This is a genomic window from Pseudomonas sp. CFBP2511 (genome assembly GCF_030209255.1).
Taxonomy (GTDB): domain Bacteria; phylum Pseudomonadota; class Gammaproteobacteria; order Pseudomonadales; family Pseudomonadaceae; genus Aquipseudomonas; species Aquipseudomonas avellanae.
In genome coordinates, this window is the sequence record NZ_JARVSI010000018.1 from 47,796 (window position 1) to 65,568 (window position 17,773).

Below are 17,773 nucleotides of genomic sequence, written 5' to 3' on the forward strand. Positions count from 1 at the left end.
GGTCATGGCTTGCCAAACTGTTAGGCTCAAGGTTCAGTCGATTCATGCTCAGGAGGAGCCATGACTGATCACATTCATGGCTCGCGCAAAGCGTGGCAGGCCGGTCTGGCGTTGATCGCCTGCCTGTGTGTGGACTCCATGCACCCGGCAGGCGCCGAGGAGGTCGATGACACGGCGCTGGCGCTGGTGGAGCAGCGAAAGCTCGGTGAAGGTTTGGCCTGGCTGGGCTATCAGGGTGCCTCGCGCACGGTGACATTTGCCAGTATTGTGCAGGCAGTCGGCAAGACCGAAGCGCAGGAACTGGTGCAAAGGGAATTACAGCGTTTGCAGCCTGATTATCAGACCCAGTGGGATCGTAATCTGGCTGCAGCGTATGCACGCTCCTTCACTGCCGAAGAGTTGCGCTTGCTCAATGAAGGCAATGACTCGCCGTCGCTGGCGAGCAGATTCCGGGTCAGAAACACTCAGGTCAGTGCCGACATGAAAGCCCGTTCCTCGGAACTGCTGGGACAATTCGTAAGCAGAGCGCTCGGCAATGCCCAGGCGGCGTTGCAGCGTTGATCGATTTATTTTCTGAAGAGATGAGGCACAAACATGGACGCATTCATGCAGGCTGCAATCGATGAGGCGCAACTGGGGCTGGATGAAGGCGGAATCCCCATCGGCTCGGTCATCGTTCACGCAGGCAAGATCATCGGCCGGGGCCATAACCGCCGGGTGCAAGAGGGCAGTGCCACACGACATGGCGAGATGGACGCACTGGAGAACGCCGGTCGTCAACCCGCCAGCGTGTACCGTGAAGCGGTGCTCTACACCACGCTGTCCCCTTGCGCGATGTGCAGTGGCGCAATTTTGCTTTACGGCATTCGCAAAGTAATCGTTGGCGAAAACCAGTCATTCATGGGTGAGGAAGAACTGTTGCGCTCGCGCGGTGTGCAGATCGAGGTGCTCGATAACGAGCGCTGCAAGCACATGATGCAAGGCTTCATCGCCGACAAGCCCGAACTGTGGAACGAAGACATCGGCGAGTAAGGCGCTGGTCGCTAGACATGGATCAGGCCAGCTCTTGTGCCAACTTGTGCGGGGCGGTTCAACCTGCGTTGGCACGCCTTTGGTGACACTCTGCGTCACACCTCTGTTGCGGCACCCGGAAGTATTCTTGACCGTGACAACCGCAACGGTCATTAATCTTCTTCAAACTCCGGCCCTAAAATTCTGTTTGTGCCACTAGTGTGCCTTTAACGGTGATAATCTCCTCTCATCATCATGACTGCATGCACACCAAGCCGGTGGCGTGGCTATTTTCGGAGCCCGATATGTCGGTCCAACAGCGCAATAACGTCAACATCATGGGCGATGGACCGGCCACTCTGATTTTTGCTCATGGATTTGGCTGCGATCAGCACATGTGGCGTTTTATGGCGCCTCACTTTGCCGAGCGCTTCAAGGTTGTGCTCTTTGACCTGGTGGGCAGTGGCAACTCCGATGTGTCGGCCTGGTACCCGCACAAATACGCCTCGCTCAAGGGCTACGCCACTGACTTGCTGGAACTGGCCGACGAGTTCGCCGGAACCGGGCCGGTGGTGCACATCGGTCACTCGGTCAGTTGCATGATCGCCGTGCTCGCCGAGCTTCAGTCGCCAGGCCGGTTCGACAGCCACATCATGGTCGGTCCTTCGCCTCACTACCTCAACGACGGCGATTACCTGGGCGGGTTTACCCGCGCTGACGTGGACTCGCTGCTGGAAACCCTGGAAAGCAATTACCTGGGCTGGGCCAGCACCATGGCGCCGACGTTGATGGGGGCTGGCGACCGGCCGGAACTGAGCGAAGAACTCGCCAGCAGTTTTTGTCGCACCAATGCCGAAATCGCCAAGCAGTTTGCTCGCGTGACGTTCCTCTCCGACCATCGTGCCGATGTTGCGCGATTCAACAGCAGGACGCTCATTTTGCAAAGCAGCGACGATCTGGTCGTGCCAGTGCAGGTCGGCGAGTATCTACACCATGTGATCGCCGACAGCGCCTTGCACATGATCGACAACGTCGGGCATTACCCGCACATGAGTGCGCCGCAAGAGTGTATTACGGCCATGAATCTGTTTCTGGCACCTTACGAGAGCCCTGATCATGCTGCTTGAGCAGGAGAGTCTGCCGGCAACAGGCGAGCTGTACGAACATGCAGCCTGCGGCCTGCTGGTGACGTTGCCCAATGGCACGATAGAACGTGCCAATCTGACCTTCTGCCGCTGGCTGGGGCTGGAGCGCGAGGCGGTGATCGGCCGACGCTTCCAGGACCTGTTGAATCTGGCAGGCAAAGTCTTTCTGCAAACCCATTGGGCACCGCTGTTGCAGACCCAGGGATCGATTGCCGAAGTCAAAGTCGAGCTGATCCACGCCGATGGCCGCTCGGTGCCCATGATGCTCAACGCCATACGCCGTGAGTACCCGTCAGGGTTTCTGCACGAGGTGGCAGTGTTTCTGGCCGAGGAACGCAACAAGTACGAACGTGAATTGCTGGCCGCACGCAAGCTGGCCGAAGAGCTGCTGCAGCATCAGATGACGGTTCAGAGCGAGCTGACCTCGGCACGCAACCGCCTGCGTCTGGCCCACGCCGAGGCAGAAATACGAGCGATTTTTGCCGAACAGATGATCGGTATTGTCAGTCACGACCTGCGCAATCCGCTGGCGGCGATCAAGATGGCTGCCGGGCTGCTGGAGCGTACCAAGCTCGAGTCGCGGCAGGAGCGCATTCTGGGGCATATCCATCATTCCACCGACCGTGCCGAGCGCATGATTGTCGATCTGCTGGACTTCACCCATGCCCGCGTCGGCAGCGGCATCACCGTGGTCCCTCAGCTTATCGACCTGCACGCGGTTGTCGCCCGAGGTGTGGAGGAGCTGCGTCAGGTGTTCCCCCACCGTGTGTTGGTTCATCGCAGCGAGGGGCAGGGCGCGTGCTCGGCTGACCCTGATCGTCTGTTGCAGGTGCTCGGTAATCTGGTCAGCAACGCTGTCAATTATGGCGAAGATGGCAGCGATATTCTGATTACCTCATCGTTCGAGACTTACCTGATCAAGTTGTCGGTGCACAATTTCGGCGAGCCGATACCGCTGGAAAAAGTCGACGATCTCTACGAGCCCGTGATGCATGTGGTCAGCGACAGCGATGAAACCAGAACCGTCGGTCTGGGTCTGTTCATCGTCCGCGAGATTATTCGGGCACACCTGGGCGAGATAACGGTTAGTTCTTCGACCGACGCGGGCACAACCTTCACAGTCGCCTTTCCGCGTCCGGTTGTATGACTGGACGCCTTCTGCAACGGCAGTTGTGCCCGGTGAGGTAATCTTCAAAGAGGCCGATCCCGAGCGCACAAATAGCATCAAGCACGTAGAATGTCGTCCTGCGCCATCACCTCCAGGCTAAAACAGGTCCTACATGCGGCAATCCATTTCAAATGATGTAGCCACAATCAGCCGGATCAGCGCGGTGCCGGCGATTCTGCAAGTCATTACCGAATCCACCGGCCTGGGTTTCGCGGCAGTGGCGCGCGTCACCGAAGACTCCTGGACGGCCTGCGCCGTCCTGGACAACCTCGGTTTTGGTTTGAAGCCTGGTGGTGAGCTGGAGCTGATCAGTACGATCTGCCACGAGATACGTGCCTCTCATAAGCCGGTGGTGATCGACCATGTCGCTGAGGACGAGCTGTTCTGCGCGCATCACACACCGCGTCGCTACAACTTCCAGAGCTACATATCGATACCCATTTTTCTCACCGATGGCAGTTTTTTCGGCACCATCTGTGCGCTCGATCCCAAGCCCGCCAAGCTGACCGGCACGCCTATCGAGGCGATGATGGTGTCGTTCGCGCGCCTTCTGGCGCTGCAGATCGAGGCCGAGGAGAACATGCAGCGTGTGCAGGCCGATCTTCTGGCCGAGCGCGAAGTGGCTGAGCTGCGTGATCAATTCATCGCCGTTCTGGGGCATGACCTGCGCAATCCGCTGTTTGCCATCAATGCGAGTGCCGAGCTGTTACTGCGCCGCCCGCTGGATGACAAGACGTTGCAGGTCGCTCAGCACATCCTGACGTCGGGCCAGCGTGCCTCGCAACTGGTCGATGACGTGCTTGATTTCGCCCGTGGTCGTATGGGGCATGGCATTCCGTTGAGCATTCACGACGCCCATGGCCTGGACAAAACGCTTGAGCATGTGGTGTCTGAGATACAGCGTGTGCACCCCTCCCGACTGATTCGGTCGAATATCGGGGCGCTGGAGCTCATTCGCTGTGACCATGAGCGGATCGCGCAACTGCTGTCCAATCTGGTCTCCAACGCGATCACCCACGGCGCCTCTGACAGCTCGGTCGAGGTAGCTGCCGGGGTGCTCGGCGACAGGTTTGTGCTCAGCGTTGCCAATCAGGGTGAGCCGATCCCCGAGTCAATGCGTTCGCAGCTGTTTCTGCCGTACTCACGGCCGATCACTAACGAGCCGCAGGCCGGGCTGGGGCTGGGTTTGTATATCGCCAGCGAGATAGCGCAGGCTCACGGCGGCAAGCTTGACGTGTGCTCGACGCAGGAAGGTGGCACCGTGTTCACCTTCAGCATGCCGCTGAAGCCGAGCAGCACCTGCCCGCACGCCGAAGACCTGTGACCGCATAGCGGCCACTTCAGGCCCCTGCAGAAACAAGACCACGGCCCGCATCTCGTTCTCCAGCGTATCGGGCTTTGACCATCCTTGTTACAAACTTGCGCATCGCTTTACTTGCTCATCGTCAGTGTCGGGTCGAACCTGAAGCCTCGATTGCCATCAAAGGCCTGGGTCTCCATCGTTACCCGGAGCCTTCACCTGTACCAAGAGGTATGTGATGAACAGTTTTATGCGCAATCTTATTACAGGCGCGCTCGTTGCGTTGTCGGGAGTCAGTGCCATTCAGGCACAGACCCTGCCGAACAGCACCCTCAATAACGGTGCCAGCAGCAACCCCTACAACAGCCCGATCAAGCGTTCCAACCCCAACAGCCGTCAGGGCACCGAATCGAGCGTGCCGCGCGCTCCTGGCCCCAACATTGCGCCACCCGTGCGCAAGCCTACGCTGGAGAACGGCGGTATCGGTAACGGTTACCCGACGCGTCAGACCTCGCCGCGACCGTCTATACCGACCACAGACCCCAAACGCGCCAACTGAATGTTCAACATTTTCAACCCAACGAGCCCGTTGACTGACGGGACGTCGACTCAATGCATAAGGAAACGCCCATGCTTAAAAAAACCCTGATCGCGACATGGTGTACAGCGGCCATTCTGAGCCTGCCGATGACGGCGAGCGCCGCTACCGAGCAGTACAAAAGCGAGCTGGGCACATTGACTGTCAGTTCGGTGGCTGAAGGGCTAGACCATCCTTGGGGGCTGGCGTTTTTGCCTGACAAACAGGGCATGCTGGTGACCGAGCGTTCCGGCAACCTGCGCATCGTGTCGGCGGATGGCAAGCTGTCCAAGCCGCTTTCCGGCGTGCCTGAAGTCTGGGCGCGCAAGCAAGGTGGCCTGCTTGACGTCGTGCTGTCGCCAGACTTCGCCAAGGACCGAATGGTGTATCTGACCTACTCCGAAGGCAGCGGCAAGACCGCCGCCGAGGGTGATACTGCCGGTACGGCAGCGGGGCGTGGCCGTCTATCCAGAGACATGACCCGTCTGGAAGACTTTGAGGTGATCTTCCGCCAGCAGCCAAAACTGTCGGTCGGCAATCACTTCGGCTCGCGAATGGTCTTTGATCGCGATGGTTACCTGTTTATCGCACTGGGCGAGAACAATGATCGCCCGACCGCGCAGGACCTGGACAAGCTGCAAGGCAAGGTTGTGCGTATCTACCCGGACGGCAGCGTGCCGAAAGACAACCCTTTTGTCGGTCAGAAAAACGTCCGGCCAGAGATCTGGTCTTACGGCCATCGCAACCAGCAGGGCGCAGCGCTCAACCCATGGACTGGCACATTGTGGACCAACGAGCACGGGCCCAAAGGCGGCGACGAGTTGAACATTATCGAACGCGGTCAGAACTACGGCTGGCCAATCGCGACCCACGGCATCAATTATTCGGGCGAACCGATTCCTGAAGCCAAGGGCACGTTTGTCGAAGGCTTCAAAATACCGTTCCACGTCTGGGAAGTGTCACCGGGCATCAGCGGGATGGCGTTCTATGACCACAGCCTGTTCAAGGCATGGGATCACAGTCTGTTCATCGGTGCACTGGCGACTGAAGAACTGATCAGGCTGAAGTTCGAGGGTGACAAGATCGTTCATGAAGAACGACTGTTGAAAGACATGAAACAGCGGATACGCGATGTGCGTCAGGGACCGGATGGTTATGTGTACCTGTTGACCGATGACGACAAGGGAAGTGTATTGAAAGTCGGGCTGGCTAATTAATAAGTGTCAAATGCTTGAAACGAAAATTCCCACAAGTACGTGGGAATTTTCTTATAAGTGTTACAGGTAGGTCAGGCTGCCGGATTAATGATCTTGCGCGTCACGCACCACTTTGCCGGTCTTGGCGTCAACGTCGTAGTTCCATTCAACGCGATTAGGACCTTTCAGCTCGATCTGATAAACGAGTTGGCCAGTAACGGTCTTGTCCAGCTCGGTATCGTGGATCGTGAAGCCGGGGTGTGCAGCCAGAGCCTGTTTGTTGAACTGTTCGAAGTCACCTACTGTGCCCGCCTTGTGCAGGCGAACTACTTCATCGGGACCAATATCGGCTTGGGCAGCACCGGCAGCAGCAGTGAGGGCAACAGCAGCGAAGAGGGCAGGCATAAGTTTCATAAGGTGTTCCTTCTGATTGATCTGTTTTAATGGAGTCGTCAAACGCTGATTGGTTCAGCCGTTTTGTTGGCGTCAGATTAGCTGCGCTTACTTAATTCACGCTTAATTATTCCAGCCTGCAACAGTTTTGCTTCGCTGCCTGCCGTCTGCTTCGTAAGTAAAGTTTTCCAGAACCCTTCGTTTATACCGAAGCGTCACGTAGAGGTTGAAAAAAACCGGCAGTGAACGTACAAGGTTGCCCCCTGCCGGAAGGTGCATCGCGTCTGTCCAGGCGCCTGTCCCTGCGGAGTCTGATCGATGAGTACGCCATACCGACCTGCCATGCATCACGCCTGGCGATTGCTGCCCCTGGGGATGGCGGTCGCCTCGCCGCTGCTGGCCGCAGAGCCGCTCAATCTGGATGCGGTCAACGTAACCGGGTTCAGCGAGCAGGAAAGCGCCAGCGACTATAGAGCTGGCCGTGCATCGATTTATGGGCTCGATCAGGCTTTGTTGCTCGACACGCCCGCTTCGGTGTCGGTGTTCAGCGAAGCGCTGATCAAGGACCGTCAGGCAAAGCTGCTGAGTGACGTGCTGCGCAACGATGCCTCGGTGGGCGAGGGCTATGCGCCGGTGGGCTATTACGAAAACTTTGTGGTGCGCGGCTTCTCGTTGAATGCGGCCAACAGCTATCGCATCAACGGCCGCAGCATCGCCGGCGAGCAGAACGTGGCGCTGGAAAACAAGCAACAGGTCGAGCTGCTTAAAGGCTTGTCTGGCCTGCAGAGCGGCGTTTCCGAGCCGGGTGGCGTCATCAACTATCAGACCAAACGCGCGCAGGACGTCCGGTCGGTCACGGTGTCCAGCAACGAGCACGGTGAGCGCTACATTGCCACCGACGTCGGCGGCTGGTTCGGCAGCGAGCAGCAATTCGGTCTGCGCGCCAACCTGGCTCACGAAGACATTCGTTCCTATGTCGAGCATGCCGACGGTCAGCGCGATTTTGCATCGCTGGCGTTCGACTGGAACATCAGCGAGCGGGCCCTGCTGCAACTGGACGTCGAGTACCAGAACAAAGAGCAGCGCTCGGTGCCCGGTTATCAACTGCTGGGCGGTACAACGCTGCCCCACGATGCCTCGCCGCGCAAACTGCTGGGCTATCAGAACTGGTCCAATCCGGTGGGTATCGAATCGCTGAACATGAGCGGGCGCTTCGAATACCGGTTCACTGACAGCTGGAAGGGCAGCCTCAGTGCATCGCGCAGCCGGGTGGTCATCGATGACTACAGCGCCTTTGCGTGGGGCTGCTATGGTTCGGCCAGTTGCGCAACAGAAGCTGTGCCCAACCATTTCAGCGCCGAGGGGGGGTATGACATCTATGACTTCCGCAGCCCCGACGACACGCGTCGCAACGATGAGGTCGAGGCGGCGATGTCTGGCACCTTCGCGACCGGGGCTCTCGAGCATCAACTGACCTTCGGCACCAGCGCCTACCGGCGCACCGTAGACACGCGCGGCACCTTCAACGAGTTTGTGGGCTCGGGCAACATCAATGAATCGCCTGAGCCGGTCGCGCCGTCCAGCCTGCCACTGACGCACACTGAGCGCCGTCTGGACAGCCGCCAGTACGGGCTGTTTGTCAGCGACCGTATCAGCTTCAACGACCGTTGGCAGGCGGTGCTGGGCGGGCGTGAGGTCCGGCTTGATGAACGGGCCTTCAACGAGGACGGCAGCGATGCGCGGCACACCGAACGTTACGTGTTTCTGCCGCAGGCGGCGCTGATTTACAAGCCGCTGGACAACATTTCGTTGTACACCAGCTACAGCAAGGGCCTCTCGCTGGGCGGGACAGCCGCCTGGTTCACCACCAACGCCAGCGAAATTCTCGCACCGACCGTATCGCGGCAACTTGAGGCGGGCATCAAGTACGACTGGCAACGCATGAGTCTGACCGCGGCGCTGTTTCAGGCCCGTCAGGCCTACCAGTATTCCAGGCCCAACGATGACGGCACCTTTACCTACGTTCAGCAGGGCGAACAGAAGAACACCGGGCTTGAACTGGGCGCGAGCGGCTGGCTTACCGACCGCCTGCAGATATCGGTCAGTGCGGCCGCTATTCGTGCGCGGGTCGAAGGCAGCGGCACCGAGGCCTATGAAGACCATCAGGCGCTCAACGTGCCCAAATACCGCGCTACGCTGCAAGCCGATTACAGCCTGCCGATTCGCGGCCTGGCCCTGCTTGGCGGTATGCAGTACAGCGCCAGCAAATATGCCGACCGCACAGGCTTGGTACAGGTCAACGACTACGCGCTGTTCAACCTCGGCAGCCGCTACAGCACCAAAGTGGGCGGGTATGACACCGTGCTGCGCCTGACCGTTGATAACCTGTTCGACAAACGCTACTGGCGCGACGCCGGGGAATACCTGGGCGATGATTACCTGTTCATGGGCGCCCCGCGAACGGCAAGGTTGTCTGCATCGGTCAACTTCTAAGTCAGCGGGCCGACGGTTGCAACGCGTGAGGCCCGCTTCAGCGCGTTGCACGTCGGATCAGTGTCAAGCCAGGCGGGCTGCACCAGACATTGCAGCGCATGCGCTGGCACGCTTTGCTATTCTTCGCGCCCTGCGAGTGCCGGGCGCTCTTTTCTGCCATGTTTCGGGGGCATCATGACGGCCAACGTACACCCTGCTCCTCAACCTTTCAGCAAAGCCGATTACAAGACCCTGAGCCTTGCGGCGCTGGGTGGGGCGCTGGAAATCTACGACTTCATCATCTTCGTCTTCTTTGCGTTGACCCTCAGCCAGCTGTTTTTTCCTCCGGACATGCCTGAGTGGTTACGCCTGCTGCAAAGCTTCGGGATCTTCGTGACGGGCTATCTCGCCCGTCCACTGGGCGGGATTCTGATGGCGCACTTCGCCGACCGGCTGGGCCGCAAAAAAGTATTCAGCCTCAGCATCCTGATGATGGCGCTGCCCTGTCTGCTGATCGGGATCATGCCCACCTATGCCCAGATAGGCTACTGGGCGCCATTGGTGCTGTTGGTATTACGCATTCTGCAAGGCGCTGCGGTCGGTGGCGAAGTGCCCAGCGCCTGGGTGTTCGTGGCAGAACACGCACCCAAGGGGCATCGTGGTTACGCACTGGGGGTGCTGCAGGCGGGCCTGACGTTCGGCTATCTGCTCGGCGCGCTGACCGCAACATGGCTGGCGAGGGCGTTCAGCCCGGCGGAAATTCTCGACTGGGCATGGCGCATACCGTTCCTGCTCGGCGGCGTGTTCGGCGTGGTGGGTGTCTGGCTGCGCCGCTGGCTGAACGAGACGCCGGTGTTCATCGCCATGCACGCCCAGCGTGAAAACCTGCCGGCACTGCCGCTGGGCAAGGTGCTGCGCGAACACCGCCAGTCTCTGTTGCCTGCGGTGTTGCTGACCTTTGTGCTGACCTCAGCAGTGGTTGTGCTGGTGGTGATCACCCCGACCGTCATGCAGCAGCGTTTTGGCATCAGCGCTAGCCATACCTTCGCCCTCAGCGCTTTGGGGATCGTTTTTCTCAATATCGGCTGCGTGCTGGCGGGGCTGCTGGTTGACCGTATCGGTGCCTGGCGCGGGGTTATGTTCTACAGCCTGCTGTTGCCCTTGGGCATCGGCGTGCTTTACACCAGCCTCATCCAGCAGTCGCTGCCGCTTGGCATCGCCTACGCCATTGCCGGGCTGGCCTGCGGGATCGTCGGCGTGGTGCCTTCGGTGATGGTCGGACTGTTCCCGGCGAGCATCCGCGTGTCAGGCATCTCATTGACCTACAATATCGCCTACGCTTTCTGGGCCAGTACCACTCCGCTGCTGCTGATCGCGCTGATGCCCTGGAATATCTGGGTCTGTGTGCTTTACAGCCTGATCATGGGCACCGTGGGCCTGACGACCGCTGCGGTATTCGGTCTGCGCCGGGGCGTGGTGGTGGATGACGTCGCCACACGCCGGGCTGGATAAACCACCCGCCGGGTTTCCGTGGTACGCATCCAATCATTTAATTTTACGCACTCGCCGCTCACCTCAGTGGGCGGCGTCAGTCGGGCGTTATCGGGAAAGTTCCTGTAGTAACGCCATTTCAATTGTAACAACTGATTGTAATTCTGTTTGCCCGAGTCTATCTTGCGCCTGTCTATATCAATTGCATCTTGTATTAGTTTGCTTTTCTAAACGTTCCTGCGCGGAGCGTTTGAGCTGGTGGGTCAGTCACGATCTAGATAACTATAAAACTGTAATCGTTCCTTATTTTCTGTAGGAGTTTTCTTTAATATTAAGTCGGTGGTACGAATTTTCTTACAGGTGTAACAGTTCTTTCAGGGCTTTGGGTTGTGTGTCGGGGTTAATGAAAAAAACAAGGCTAAATAAAATGATCTCGGTGCCGATTTACTCTTTAGGTCATGAAGTCATGGAAGACGAATGTAAGAATCATCCTACAAATTTGTCTGTGTGCAAGATAATAGCAAGAGGGAATATCATGTGGGTGACCATTAGAGAGCAGGACGTTCTTGGCCTGTTGTTGCAGGGCTGCACGAACAAGGAAATCGCCAGGCAGCTCAGTATCAGCGACTATACCGTGCGTGATCACGTGTCTTCATTGCTCAGAAAAAATCAGGTAAAGACTCGTGCCGAGCTGATGGCGCGATGCGTTTCTCTGTTACTGCCAGAAAAAAATACCCGACCCCCTACATCTGTCGGATTGTGCGGCGAGCCAGCGCCTACATAATGTGTCTTGTCACAAAACATATTTTATAAAAGTGCCATCAGCGTTGCTGGGCTGGTGCAGTTGAGCAAGCAATCGAACAGGTTGGGCTGTGGCTGCTCTTCAGGCACCCAATTACCTGGTCGCCAAAAAAGACAGTCTAAACACCTGTCCGTACACCACACTGCAAACAATAAAAAGGAGCAATATTCATGACGGTTTGTTTTCTTCGGGGGGCGTCAGGATCCGATCAGTCATTGCGGCTCGATCCGCGTCGGCCGGGCATGAATCTGACAACAGATTTTCATCACCTGGCAACCCGCCAGTCCGCGTTTTCGATGGCGCAACTTGCCGAGCAACAGGCGAAGTTATCCGGCCCCTCCGGGCTGTTCATGAAACTGATACGACAGATCCGCTCGCAGGGTCGTCAGTCGCCCTTGTTCGAGGACCTTGCCCAGCTCGAGGGGCGCAAGCGTCAATGGCTGGCCGAGCGCGCCGTGCAGTTCGCACTGGGCTTGCACGGCCGCCGGCCAGAGGTCGATAACCCCTTCAAAGGCAAACTGCGTGAAGACCTGTGCTGCATCATGTTCGATGACCTGTCGCTGCACACCCTGGTCGAGCGTTACGCGGCCAGTGAAGCCCTGCGACGACACGACAGCGAGTATTTCAGCAAACTGATTGCCACGACACGAAATACCGTGGAACGGCGCATCGTCTTTCACGGGCTGCTGGAACACTTCGACAGGCTGTTGCCTATCGAAAAGAGCATCTACCCACTCAACTACCGCAGCGTTCAATACGCGCACCTGGAGCAGGAAGAAGCCCTGTACGGCAAACTGATAATGGAACAACCCATTAGTGCACTGCTGGAAGTGCACACGCCTGAGTGGCTTCTTGAGAATCTGTCTTCGTTTGAGTTTTCGATTGATTGAGGGTGTGTTCTGCCGAAGTGTTTTGTATGGTATGAAGTTCGTAAGGTTTAATAAATCCCAGAAAAGTATTCACGTGTTTTACGTTTATTTTAGTTTTATAAAAGTTTTGGCGGATTTTTTTAGTTTTGGTATTTCAGTACTTTTCCTGGGTGGCTTCCTGGCTGGAGTTTGGATGGGAGTGACTAGCTGTTTTTTCTAAGAAAAAATTTTTAATGAGTGATTAAGGTTTTTGGAGATGTTTATTTGATCCCAGTGAATTACGAGCAGTATAGAATTTTAAAATCGTCAATGATGCGATTTTTTGAAAACTCAACTTGAATTAGCAATGTTTGGACTAAAATACATGAAGAGACTACTCCCTGTAATTTTATTGTTTGCATCGGCGGCCAGTCAGGCTGTGGATTATTCGGTGACAACCACTAGAACCCCCACGACTATCAATGGGCCTGGCCATAATGCTTTCTCTAGGCATCAACTGAAGTTGTCTGATTACCCCCGCGGAGCCGCTAATAACTCCCGATTACGAAAAGTCTCATGGACAGCGACATCATTCCCGCAAAGTGTTGGTGAGCGCGCCAATATTTGCTTTCGACTACGCGGTGTTCACGATGCTGAATGTATAACTATTATTCCAGGTACTCCAGGAAGCTCTGAATCCTTTAATAATCTTGGTTTCAGCTACGCCTCTGATGTAATCATCCGACACAACGCTGAAAGTGGACCTTGGCAGAGTAAACCGCTGGGGCCAGAAACGGTCACCTTTCATTTAACGTATTGATTGTCAATCCCTGACGATAACCGTCAGGGATTCCATATATCAGGAGTCACCATCATGCGAGTGATAAGCTCTGGCATAGAGGCGCTGATAGCGGCACGGCAACTTGATGAAAAAATAGCGTTGAAAACAACCTCCACTTTTGCTGATTCGTCCATCCGAACAAACCCTCAGGACTCTTCAGTAACGATCAGTGGTGAGGCTCTTCTCAAACAAAGAGTTTTCGGGCTCACAGACCCCAATCGTTCTGCCCCGTTGCTTGGAAAGGCCGAGTGTGGAACATCCATGCCTGAAGCATCCTTTTTGACGCGGGATGATCGGAGGCTTCTTGGTGATATTTATGAGTTTGCGAGAGATCAGGGTGCTGATCTTTCCTATGTCGATGACCTGGCGTTCGGGCTGGCATCGTACAGGGAGAAAGACGACGGAAGGATCTGGGCTCGTCATAACCAAGGCAAAACGTATGACCTGGAAGGGCATAAAGTTTCTTACAGTTTTACAGATAAAAATGCGGAGACGGCTAAGCGTATTATTAATGGAGACGCTTTGAAAAGCACACGATTGGATCAGGGCTTTGTTCGTTTCATCACGGACAAAGATTTCGGCGCTCTCGGTCACAACCACTTTGAATTCATGGAGAAGGTCATCAGTCAGTTTTCAACGACGGGAGACAAGAGCCAACAACTGGGGCCTGATTTCGCTGTGTATAAAAGTCAGAAAGGTGACTACATAAGAACCCTGTCGAAGGAAAAGTACACCCTTGGCGAAGGCGATATTCGCGAAACCACCCCTGCGCCCCCCAAAACCACAAAGCCAAAAGAAATCACCCTGGAAAGCCTGCGCGATGACATACGCAAGTCGTTCATGAAAGCGATGGGCGTGGAGAATTTCTCGTCCCTGTTCGATGTGCTGTTCAAGAACAAACGTTGACCGCTCAGATGCCGGCGCTGGCGATCTGGCTTTCCGGGGCGGCATCTTCGGCGCTGACCACGCGGTTGCGGCCGGTGCTTTTGGCGAGGTACAGGGCCTTGTCAGCTTCATGCAGCCATGATGAGGCATCGGGCAGTTCAGGTGAGTAGGCGGCGATGCCGACGCTGAGGCTGGCCTTGAGGTCGCAATGCAGTGAATAGGTCAGTTCGTCGATCGCCAGGCGCATGCGTTCAAGGATTTCCCGTGCCTGGAGCAGGCTGGTGTTGGGCAGAATCACACAGAACTCATCGCCGCCACAGCGTCCGATCAGGTCGGAATCGCGCAGGTTTTCGATCAGTGCTTCACTGATGTTCTGCAGCACCGTATCGCCCATGAGGTGGCCGTAGGTGTCGTTGATGATCTTAAAGTGATCAATATCGATCAGCGCAATCACGCATTCCTGATGCTGGTTCTGGCTCTTGGCGAACTCAAGATCAAGCAGGTCCTTCCAGGCGCCATGATTGAGCAGGCCGGTCAGGCTGTCGGTGCGGCTGAGCTTGCGCAGGATGTTGCGATGTTCCCAGAGCTTGAGCGTGACTTGATGGTTCATCCAGCCAATGAAGATGGGGTAGATCACCAGAACGGGCAGGCAGGCATAGATCTGCGTCATGTTGCCGTTCAGGTTGACGACGGGGTTGAGCACCGCCAGCGAGATCAGCACACCCAGTGCCTGGGCGCCAAAGCCTTGCAGCATAAGGCGCGGGCCTGCAGCCGCCATGTTGTGCATGGCCATCATGGCTATTACCGTGACGCTTGGAATGGCACTGAACCCCATTGCGCCAATCCAGAACCCGCCCATCAGCGAATCGAACAGTATGTTGCGCCATTCAGCCAGGTAGGGTTGGCGTGACTTTTTCGCGATCTGGTAAGCAATATGAGGCCATGTCAATGAATTGAGCAGCGCCAGTGACCAAAGCCAGTGCGCGGCATTCATGTAATACAAGGACACAGCGACAGTAATAAAACCAACACTGACACCGAGTGCTCTCGGGGCGTAAATTCGCTTTGCGAACGCCAGCCCCCTACGGTGATGTGTGCTCATGGTTTCTCACCAGACATGACTATTCTGAATCGGTCAGAAAACATCGTCACTTGACCGAAAGGCAGGAGTTTGAGCGTTCACCAGTGCCATGGGAAGAATATTTTGCTGGGGGATGTCAAATAGCTACATATTGCAGAGGCATGGCTGTTTCAAAGTCAATTAACTGACAGAACCAGCCTGGAACGCTGTTCAAAAATATGACGATACTTACAGGGCGATTCAAGCGGAATAACCGAACAGTGTGTCTGCGTGTTGACAGACATACTGTTCGGAACATTCAGAAGGGCGGGGCAACATTACGCGCAGACGTTGTGTTTCTCAATCCGGCCTTGCTGAACGCTGGTCATCCATGCGACGGCGATAGCCAGCAATGCCACGATGGCGGCGACATACCCCACTGCGTTCAGGCCCAGATGCTCGATGGTAAGGCCGCCGATAATCGAGCCCAGCCCGATTCCGGCATTGGCCGCCGACACGTTCAAGGTGCCGGCCAGGGCCTGAGCCTGAGGTGCGGCTTTCATCACCCGGATCTGACAGATCGGGAACAACGCCGTATGGGCAATCCCCCATACCACGAGCACCACCGCCAGCAGTGGCAGCGAGCCTGCTGCCGGTACGCTCGCCGTCATGCCCAGCGCCAGCAGCAGCGCGAAGACCATGGTCGAGCCCAGTGGGCTGCGATCTACGTAACGACCACCCAGTGCGTTGCCGATCAGGCCGACCGCACCGAAGCCCATTAGCCACCAGCCTGTCTGAGCCGACTCGATACCGGCGATGCGCTCCAGCGTATCTGCAAGGTAGGTGTAAGCACCAAACATCGCCGTGAACAGCAGAATGGACAGCAGCAGGTTGGCCAGAAAAAGCGGGTCACGCAGGATTTTCGCTTGCTCGGCGAGGCCGACCTTGGCGGTAGGTTCCAGACGTGGCATCGACAGCGCCAGTAGCAGGGCCATCAAGGCAGACAGGACAGTCAGCGCCCAGAAGGCGCCGCGCCAGCCCACTGCGTCAGCAAACAGAGTGCCCAGCGGAATACCGAACAGCATTGCGGCAGAGATGCCGAGGTACACCTGCGCAACGGCTTTGCCCGCGCGTTTGGGCCCGGCCAGCAAGCTTGCGGTTTCGCTGGCGGTGCCCCAGAACACTGGCAATGCCAGTGCCGGGATGAATCGTGCCAGTGCGAGTATCCAGACATTGCTCGACACCGCTGCCAGCGCATTGGATGCCGCGAAGATCAGCAGGATGACGATAAAGGTGCGTTTACGGTCCAGGTGCGAAAGCATGGCGGTCAGCGGCGGGCCGAAGAGCATCACCGTGAAGGCGAACAGTGTGACCAGCAAGCCGGCCGTTGAGATGGAGATTCCCAGATCGCGGGCCAGTGATGGCAACAGCCCGATGATGAGAAATTCAGTGGTGACAATCACGAAGCCGGCCAGCGCCAGAATCGCGATGGACAAACCAGCACCGGTCGAGCTTTCGCTCGTGGTGCCAGAGGCGGCAGTTTCCAGAGACGGCATGATACAAACCTGTTAAAAAATATGTCCGCAAGCTTATTGCAGAAATCGATTCCTATCTTTGGCAAATATTCCGTACATTATGGAATCAGATTCATCAATGGGAACTCAAGGTGCTGTCTACCGATCGTTTGAAAGGCATCGAAACCTTCGTCGCCGTTGCCAGCGCAGGCAGTTTTACCGCAGCCGCCGAACGTCTGAGCCTGACCAATTCGGCGGTTAGCAAAAGTGTTTCGCGCCTGGAGAGCCGCTTGGGCATGCGCCTGTTCGAGCGCACCACGCGCAGCCTGGCGCTGACCGAGGAGGGTGTGGCTTATCACGCGGTGTGCACGCGCATGCTGGCCGAACTTGAGGCCGCTGAAACCGCACTTGCCGCTCAGCGTTCCGAGCCAGCCGGGCAGTTACGCATCGACCTGCCTGCCACGTTTGGCCGCCTGCATGTGTTGCCATTGATTCTCGACTTTACCGGGCAGCATCACAAATTGCGTCCGCGGGTGACGTTCACCGACCGGTTCGTCGATATTCTCGAGGAGGGCATCGATCTCGCCGTGCGCATCGGCGGCCCGCTCATCTGGCCAGCAGGCGTGGCGCACCGTTACCTGGGCACTGAACGGGTGATCTTCTGCGCGGCGCCGGCTTATCTGCAACGGCATGGCACACCGACGACGTTCGAGGACCTTGCCCGTCACGCCTGTATTCTGTTTGGCCGAGGCGATGGCAGCACCAGCCCGTGGCTATTTGTCGATGAACAGGGGCAGCAAGAGGCGCGCGCGATCGAGGCACGGCTGGTGATCGGCAATGGTGAAGCCCAGGTCGCTGCGGTGACATCGGCATGGGGCATTGCCCAACTGGCGACCTGGTTGATCAAGGATCAGTTGCAGCGTGGCGAGCTGGTGGAGATTCTTCCACAGCTCGCCACCGAAGGCCTGGCCCTGCACCTGGCCTGGCCGCGCAACCGCGAGTCATTGCCCAAGGTGCAGGCTCTGGTTGAGCGGTTGTCCGGCGTGTTACGGGTGGATTGAATCGGGTTA

16 protein-coding genes are annotated in these 17,773 nt (G+C 57.0%); 13 read left to right on the forward strand and 3 right to left on the reverse strand.

Annotated features, from left to right (window positions below; all coding sequences use genetic code 11):
- The first annotated feature begins 60 nt into the window (after positions 1-60).
- The 7 genes from QRN38_RS15330 (at position 61) to QRN38_RS15360 (ending at position 6,418) form a co-directional block, all read left to right on the forward strand.
- On the forward strand, positions 61-561 hold the full coding sequence (locus QRN38_RS15330) for a hypothetical protein (RefSeq protein ID WP_005767558.1): 501 nt from the start codon (positions 61-63) through the stop codon (positions 559-561).
- Positions 562-594: 33 nt separating this feature from the next.
- Positions 595-1,032 (forward strand): nucleoside deaminase, encoded by a 438-nt coding sequence (locus tag QRN38_RS15335; RefSeq protein ID WP_003382543.1) that lies wholly within the window; start codon positions 595-597, stop codon positions 1,030-1,032.
- A 284-nt stretch (positions 1,033-1,316) separates the two neighbouring features.
- Complete coding sequence (locus QRN38_RS15340) at positions 1,317-2,138, forward strand: alpha/beta fold hydrolase (RefSeq protein WP_007245707.1); 822 nt, start codon at positions 1,317-1,319, stop codon at positions 2,136-2,138.
- Positions 2,128-3,303, forward strand: a complete 1,176-nt coding sequence (locus QRN38_RS15345; RefSeq protein ID WP_005767564.1) for a PAS domain-containing sensor histidine kinase — start codon at positions 2,128-2,130, stop codon at positions 3,301-3,303. The genes QRN38_RS15340 and QRN38_RS15345 overlap by 11 nt, the downstream gene beginning before the upstream one ends.
- Before the next feature lie 133 nt (positions 3,304-3,436).
- Positions 3,437-4,648 carry a GAF domain-containing sensor histidine kinase gene (locus QRN38_RS15350; protein ID WP_057418493.1) on the forward strand — a complete coding sequence of 404 codons (1,212 nt, stop codon included), beginning with the start codon at positions 3,437-3,439 and terminating at the stop codon, positions 4,646-4,648.
- A gap of 214 nt (positions 4,649-4,862) precedes the next feature.
- Positions 4,863-5,183: a hypothetical protein gene (locus QRN38_RS15355; protein WP_057418494.1), complete on the forward strand. Its 321-nt coding sequence runs from the start codon at positions 4,863-4,865 to the stop codon at positions 5,181-5,183.
- Between the two features lie 71 nt (positions 5,184-5,254).
- Positions 5,255-6,418: a PQQ-dependent sugar dehydrogenase gene (locus tag QRN38_RS15360; protein ID WP_024667382.1), complete on the forward strand. Its 1,164-nt coding sequence runs from the start codon at positions 5,255-5,257 to the stop codon at positions 6,416-6,418.
- Positions 6,419-6,502: 84 nt separating this feature from the next.
- Here the strand turns inward: QRN38_RS15360 and QRN38_RS15365 are convergent, their stop codons facing one another.
- Positions 6,503-6,811 (reverse strand): PepSY domain-containing protein, encoded by a 309-nt coding sequence (locus QRN38_RS15365; protein ID WP_005767572.1) that lies wholly within the window; start codon positions 6,809-6,811, stop codon positions 6,503-6,505.
- A gap of 297 nt (positions 6,812-7,108) precedes the next feature.
- Between QRN38_RS15365 and QRN38_RS15370 the strand changes: the two genes are divergently transcribed.
- The 5 genes from QRN38_RS15370 to QRN38_RS15390 all read left to right on the forward strand — a co-directional run bounded on the left by QRN38_RS15370 (position 7,109) and on the right by QRN38_RS15390 (position 14,150).
- Positions 7,109-9,283, forward strand: coding sequence for a TonB-dependent siderophore receptor (locus tag QRN38_RS15370; protein ID WP_057418495.1), 2,175 nt, complete (start codon positions 7,109-7,111; stop codon positions 9,281-9,283).
- Positions 9,284-9,457: 174 nt separating this feature from the next.
- Positions 9,458-10,774 carry an MFS transporter gene (locus QRN38_RS15375; RefSeq protein ID WP_005767577.1) on the forward strand — a complete coding sequence of 439 codons (1,317 nt, stop codon included), beginning with the start codon at positions 9,458-9,460 and terminating at the stop codon, positions 10,772-10,774.
- A 484-nt stretch (positions 10,775-11,258) separates the two neighbouring features.
- Positions 11,259-11,537, forward strand: coding sequence for a helix-turn-helix domain-containing protein (locus QRN38_RS15380; RefSeq protein WP_161797814.1), 279 nt, complete (start codon positions 11,259-11,261; stop codon positions 11,535-11,537).
- Positions 11,538-11,725: 188 nt separating this feature from the next.
- Positions 11,726-12,445: a hypothetical protein gene (locus QRN38_RS15385; protein WP_007245701.1), complete on the forward strand. Its 720-nt coding sequence runs from the start codon at positions 11,726-11,728 to the stop codon at positions 12,443-12,445.
- Between the two features lie 832 nt (positions 12,446-13,277).
- Entirely contained in the window at positions 13,278-14,150 is an 873-nt protein-coding gene (locus QRN38_RS15390; protein ID WP_044392429.1) for a hypothetical protein, read from the forward strand.
- A 4-nt stretch (positions 14,151-14,154) separates the two neighbouring features.
- Here the strand turns inward: QRN38_RS15390 and QRN38_RS15395 are convergent, their stop codons facing one another.
- Complete coding sequence (locus QRN38_RS15395; RefSeq protein WP_057418496.1) at positions 14,155-15,231, reverse strand: diguanylate cyclase; 1,077 nt, start codon at positions 15,229-15,231, stop codon at positions 14,155-14,157.
- 296 nt (positions 15,232-15,527) lie between these two features.
- Positions 15,528-16,745: an MFS transporter gene (locus QRN38_RS15400; RefSeq protein ID WP_007245697.1), complete on the reverse strand. Its 1,218-nt coding sequence runs from the start codon at positions 16,743-16,745 to the stop codon at positions 15,528-15,530.
- 110 nt (positions 16,746-16,855) lie between these two features.
- Between QRN38_RS15400 and QRN38_RS15405 the strand changes: the two genes are divergently transcribed.
- Positions 16,856-17,764, forward strand: a complete 909-nt coding sequence (locus tag QRN38_RS15405; protein WP_057418497.1) for a LysR family transcriptional regulator — start codon at positions 16,856-16,858, stop codon at positions 17,762-17,764.
- The last annotated feature ends 9 nt before the right edge of the window (positions 17,765-17,773 follow it).

Coding starts and splice junctions, on each gene's coding strand:
- QRN38_RS15390 (WP_044392429.1), top strand. CDS start 13,278: ATGCGAGTGATAAGCTCTGGCATAGAGGCGCTGATAGCGGCACGGCAA.
- QRN38_RS15400 (WP_007245697.1), bottom strand. CDS start 16,745: ATGCCGTCTCTGGAAACTGCCGCCTCTGGCACCACGAGCGAAAGCTCG.
- QRN38_RS15330 (WP_005767558.1), top strand. CDS start 61: ATGACTGATCACATTCATGGCTCGCGCAAAGCGTGGCAGGCCGGTCTG.
- QRN38_RS15350 (WP_057418493.1), top strand. CDS start 3,437: ATGCGGCAATCCATTTCAAATGATGTAGCCACAATCAGCCGGATCAGC.
- QRN38_RS15365 (WP_005767572.1), bottom strand. CDS start 6,811: ATGAAACTTATGCCTGCCCTCTTCGCTGCTGTTGCCCTCACTGCTGCT.
- QRN38_RS15385 (WP_007245701.1), top strand. CDS start 11,726: ATGACGGTTTGTTTTCTTCGGGGGGCGTCAGGATCCGATCAGTCATTG.
- QRN38_RS15375 (WP_005767577.1), top strand. CDS start 9,458: ATGACGGCCAACGTACACCCTGCTCCTCAACCTTTCAGCAAAGCCGAT.
- QRN38_RS15360 (WP_024667382.1), top strand. CDS start 5,255: ATGCTTAAAAAAACCCTGATCGCGACATGGTGTACAGCGGCCATTCTG.
- QRN38_RS15395 (WP_057418496.1), bottom strand. CDS start 15,231: ATGAGCACACATCACCGTAGGGGGCTGGCGTTCGCAAAGCGAATTTAC.
- QRN38_RS15335 (WP_003382543.1), top strand. CDS start 595: ATGGACGCATTCATGCAGGCTGCAATCGATGAGGCGCAACTGGGGCTG.
- QRN38_RS15345 (WP_005767564.1), top strand. CDS start 2,128: ATGCTGCTTGAGCAGGAGAGTCTGCCGGCAACAGGCGAGCTGTACGAA.
- QRN38_RS15355 (WP_057418494.1), top strand. CDS start 4,863: ATGAACAGTTTTATGCGCAATCTTATTACAGGCGCGCTCGTTGCGTTG.
- QRN38_RS15340 (WP_007245707.1), top strand. CDS start 1,317: ATGTCGGTCCAACAGCGCAATAACGTCAACATCATGGGCGATGGACCG.
- QRN38_RS15370 (WP_057418495.1), top strand. CDS start 7,109: ATGAGTACGCCATACCGACCTGCCATGCATCACGCCTGGCGATTGCTG.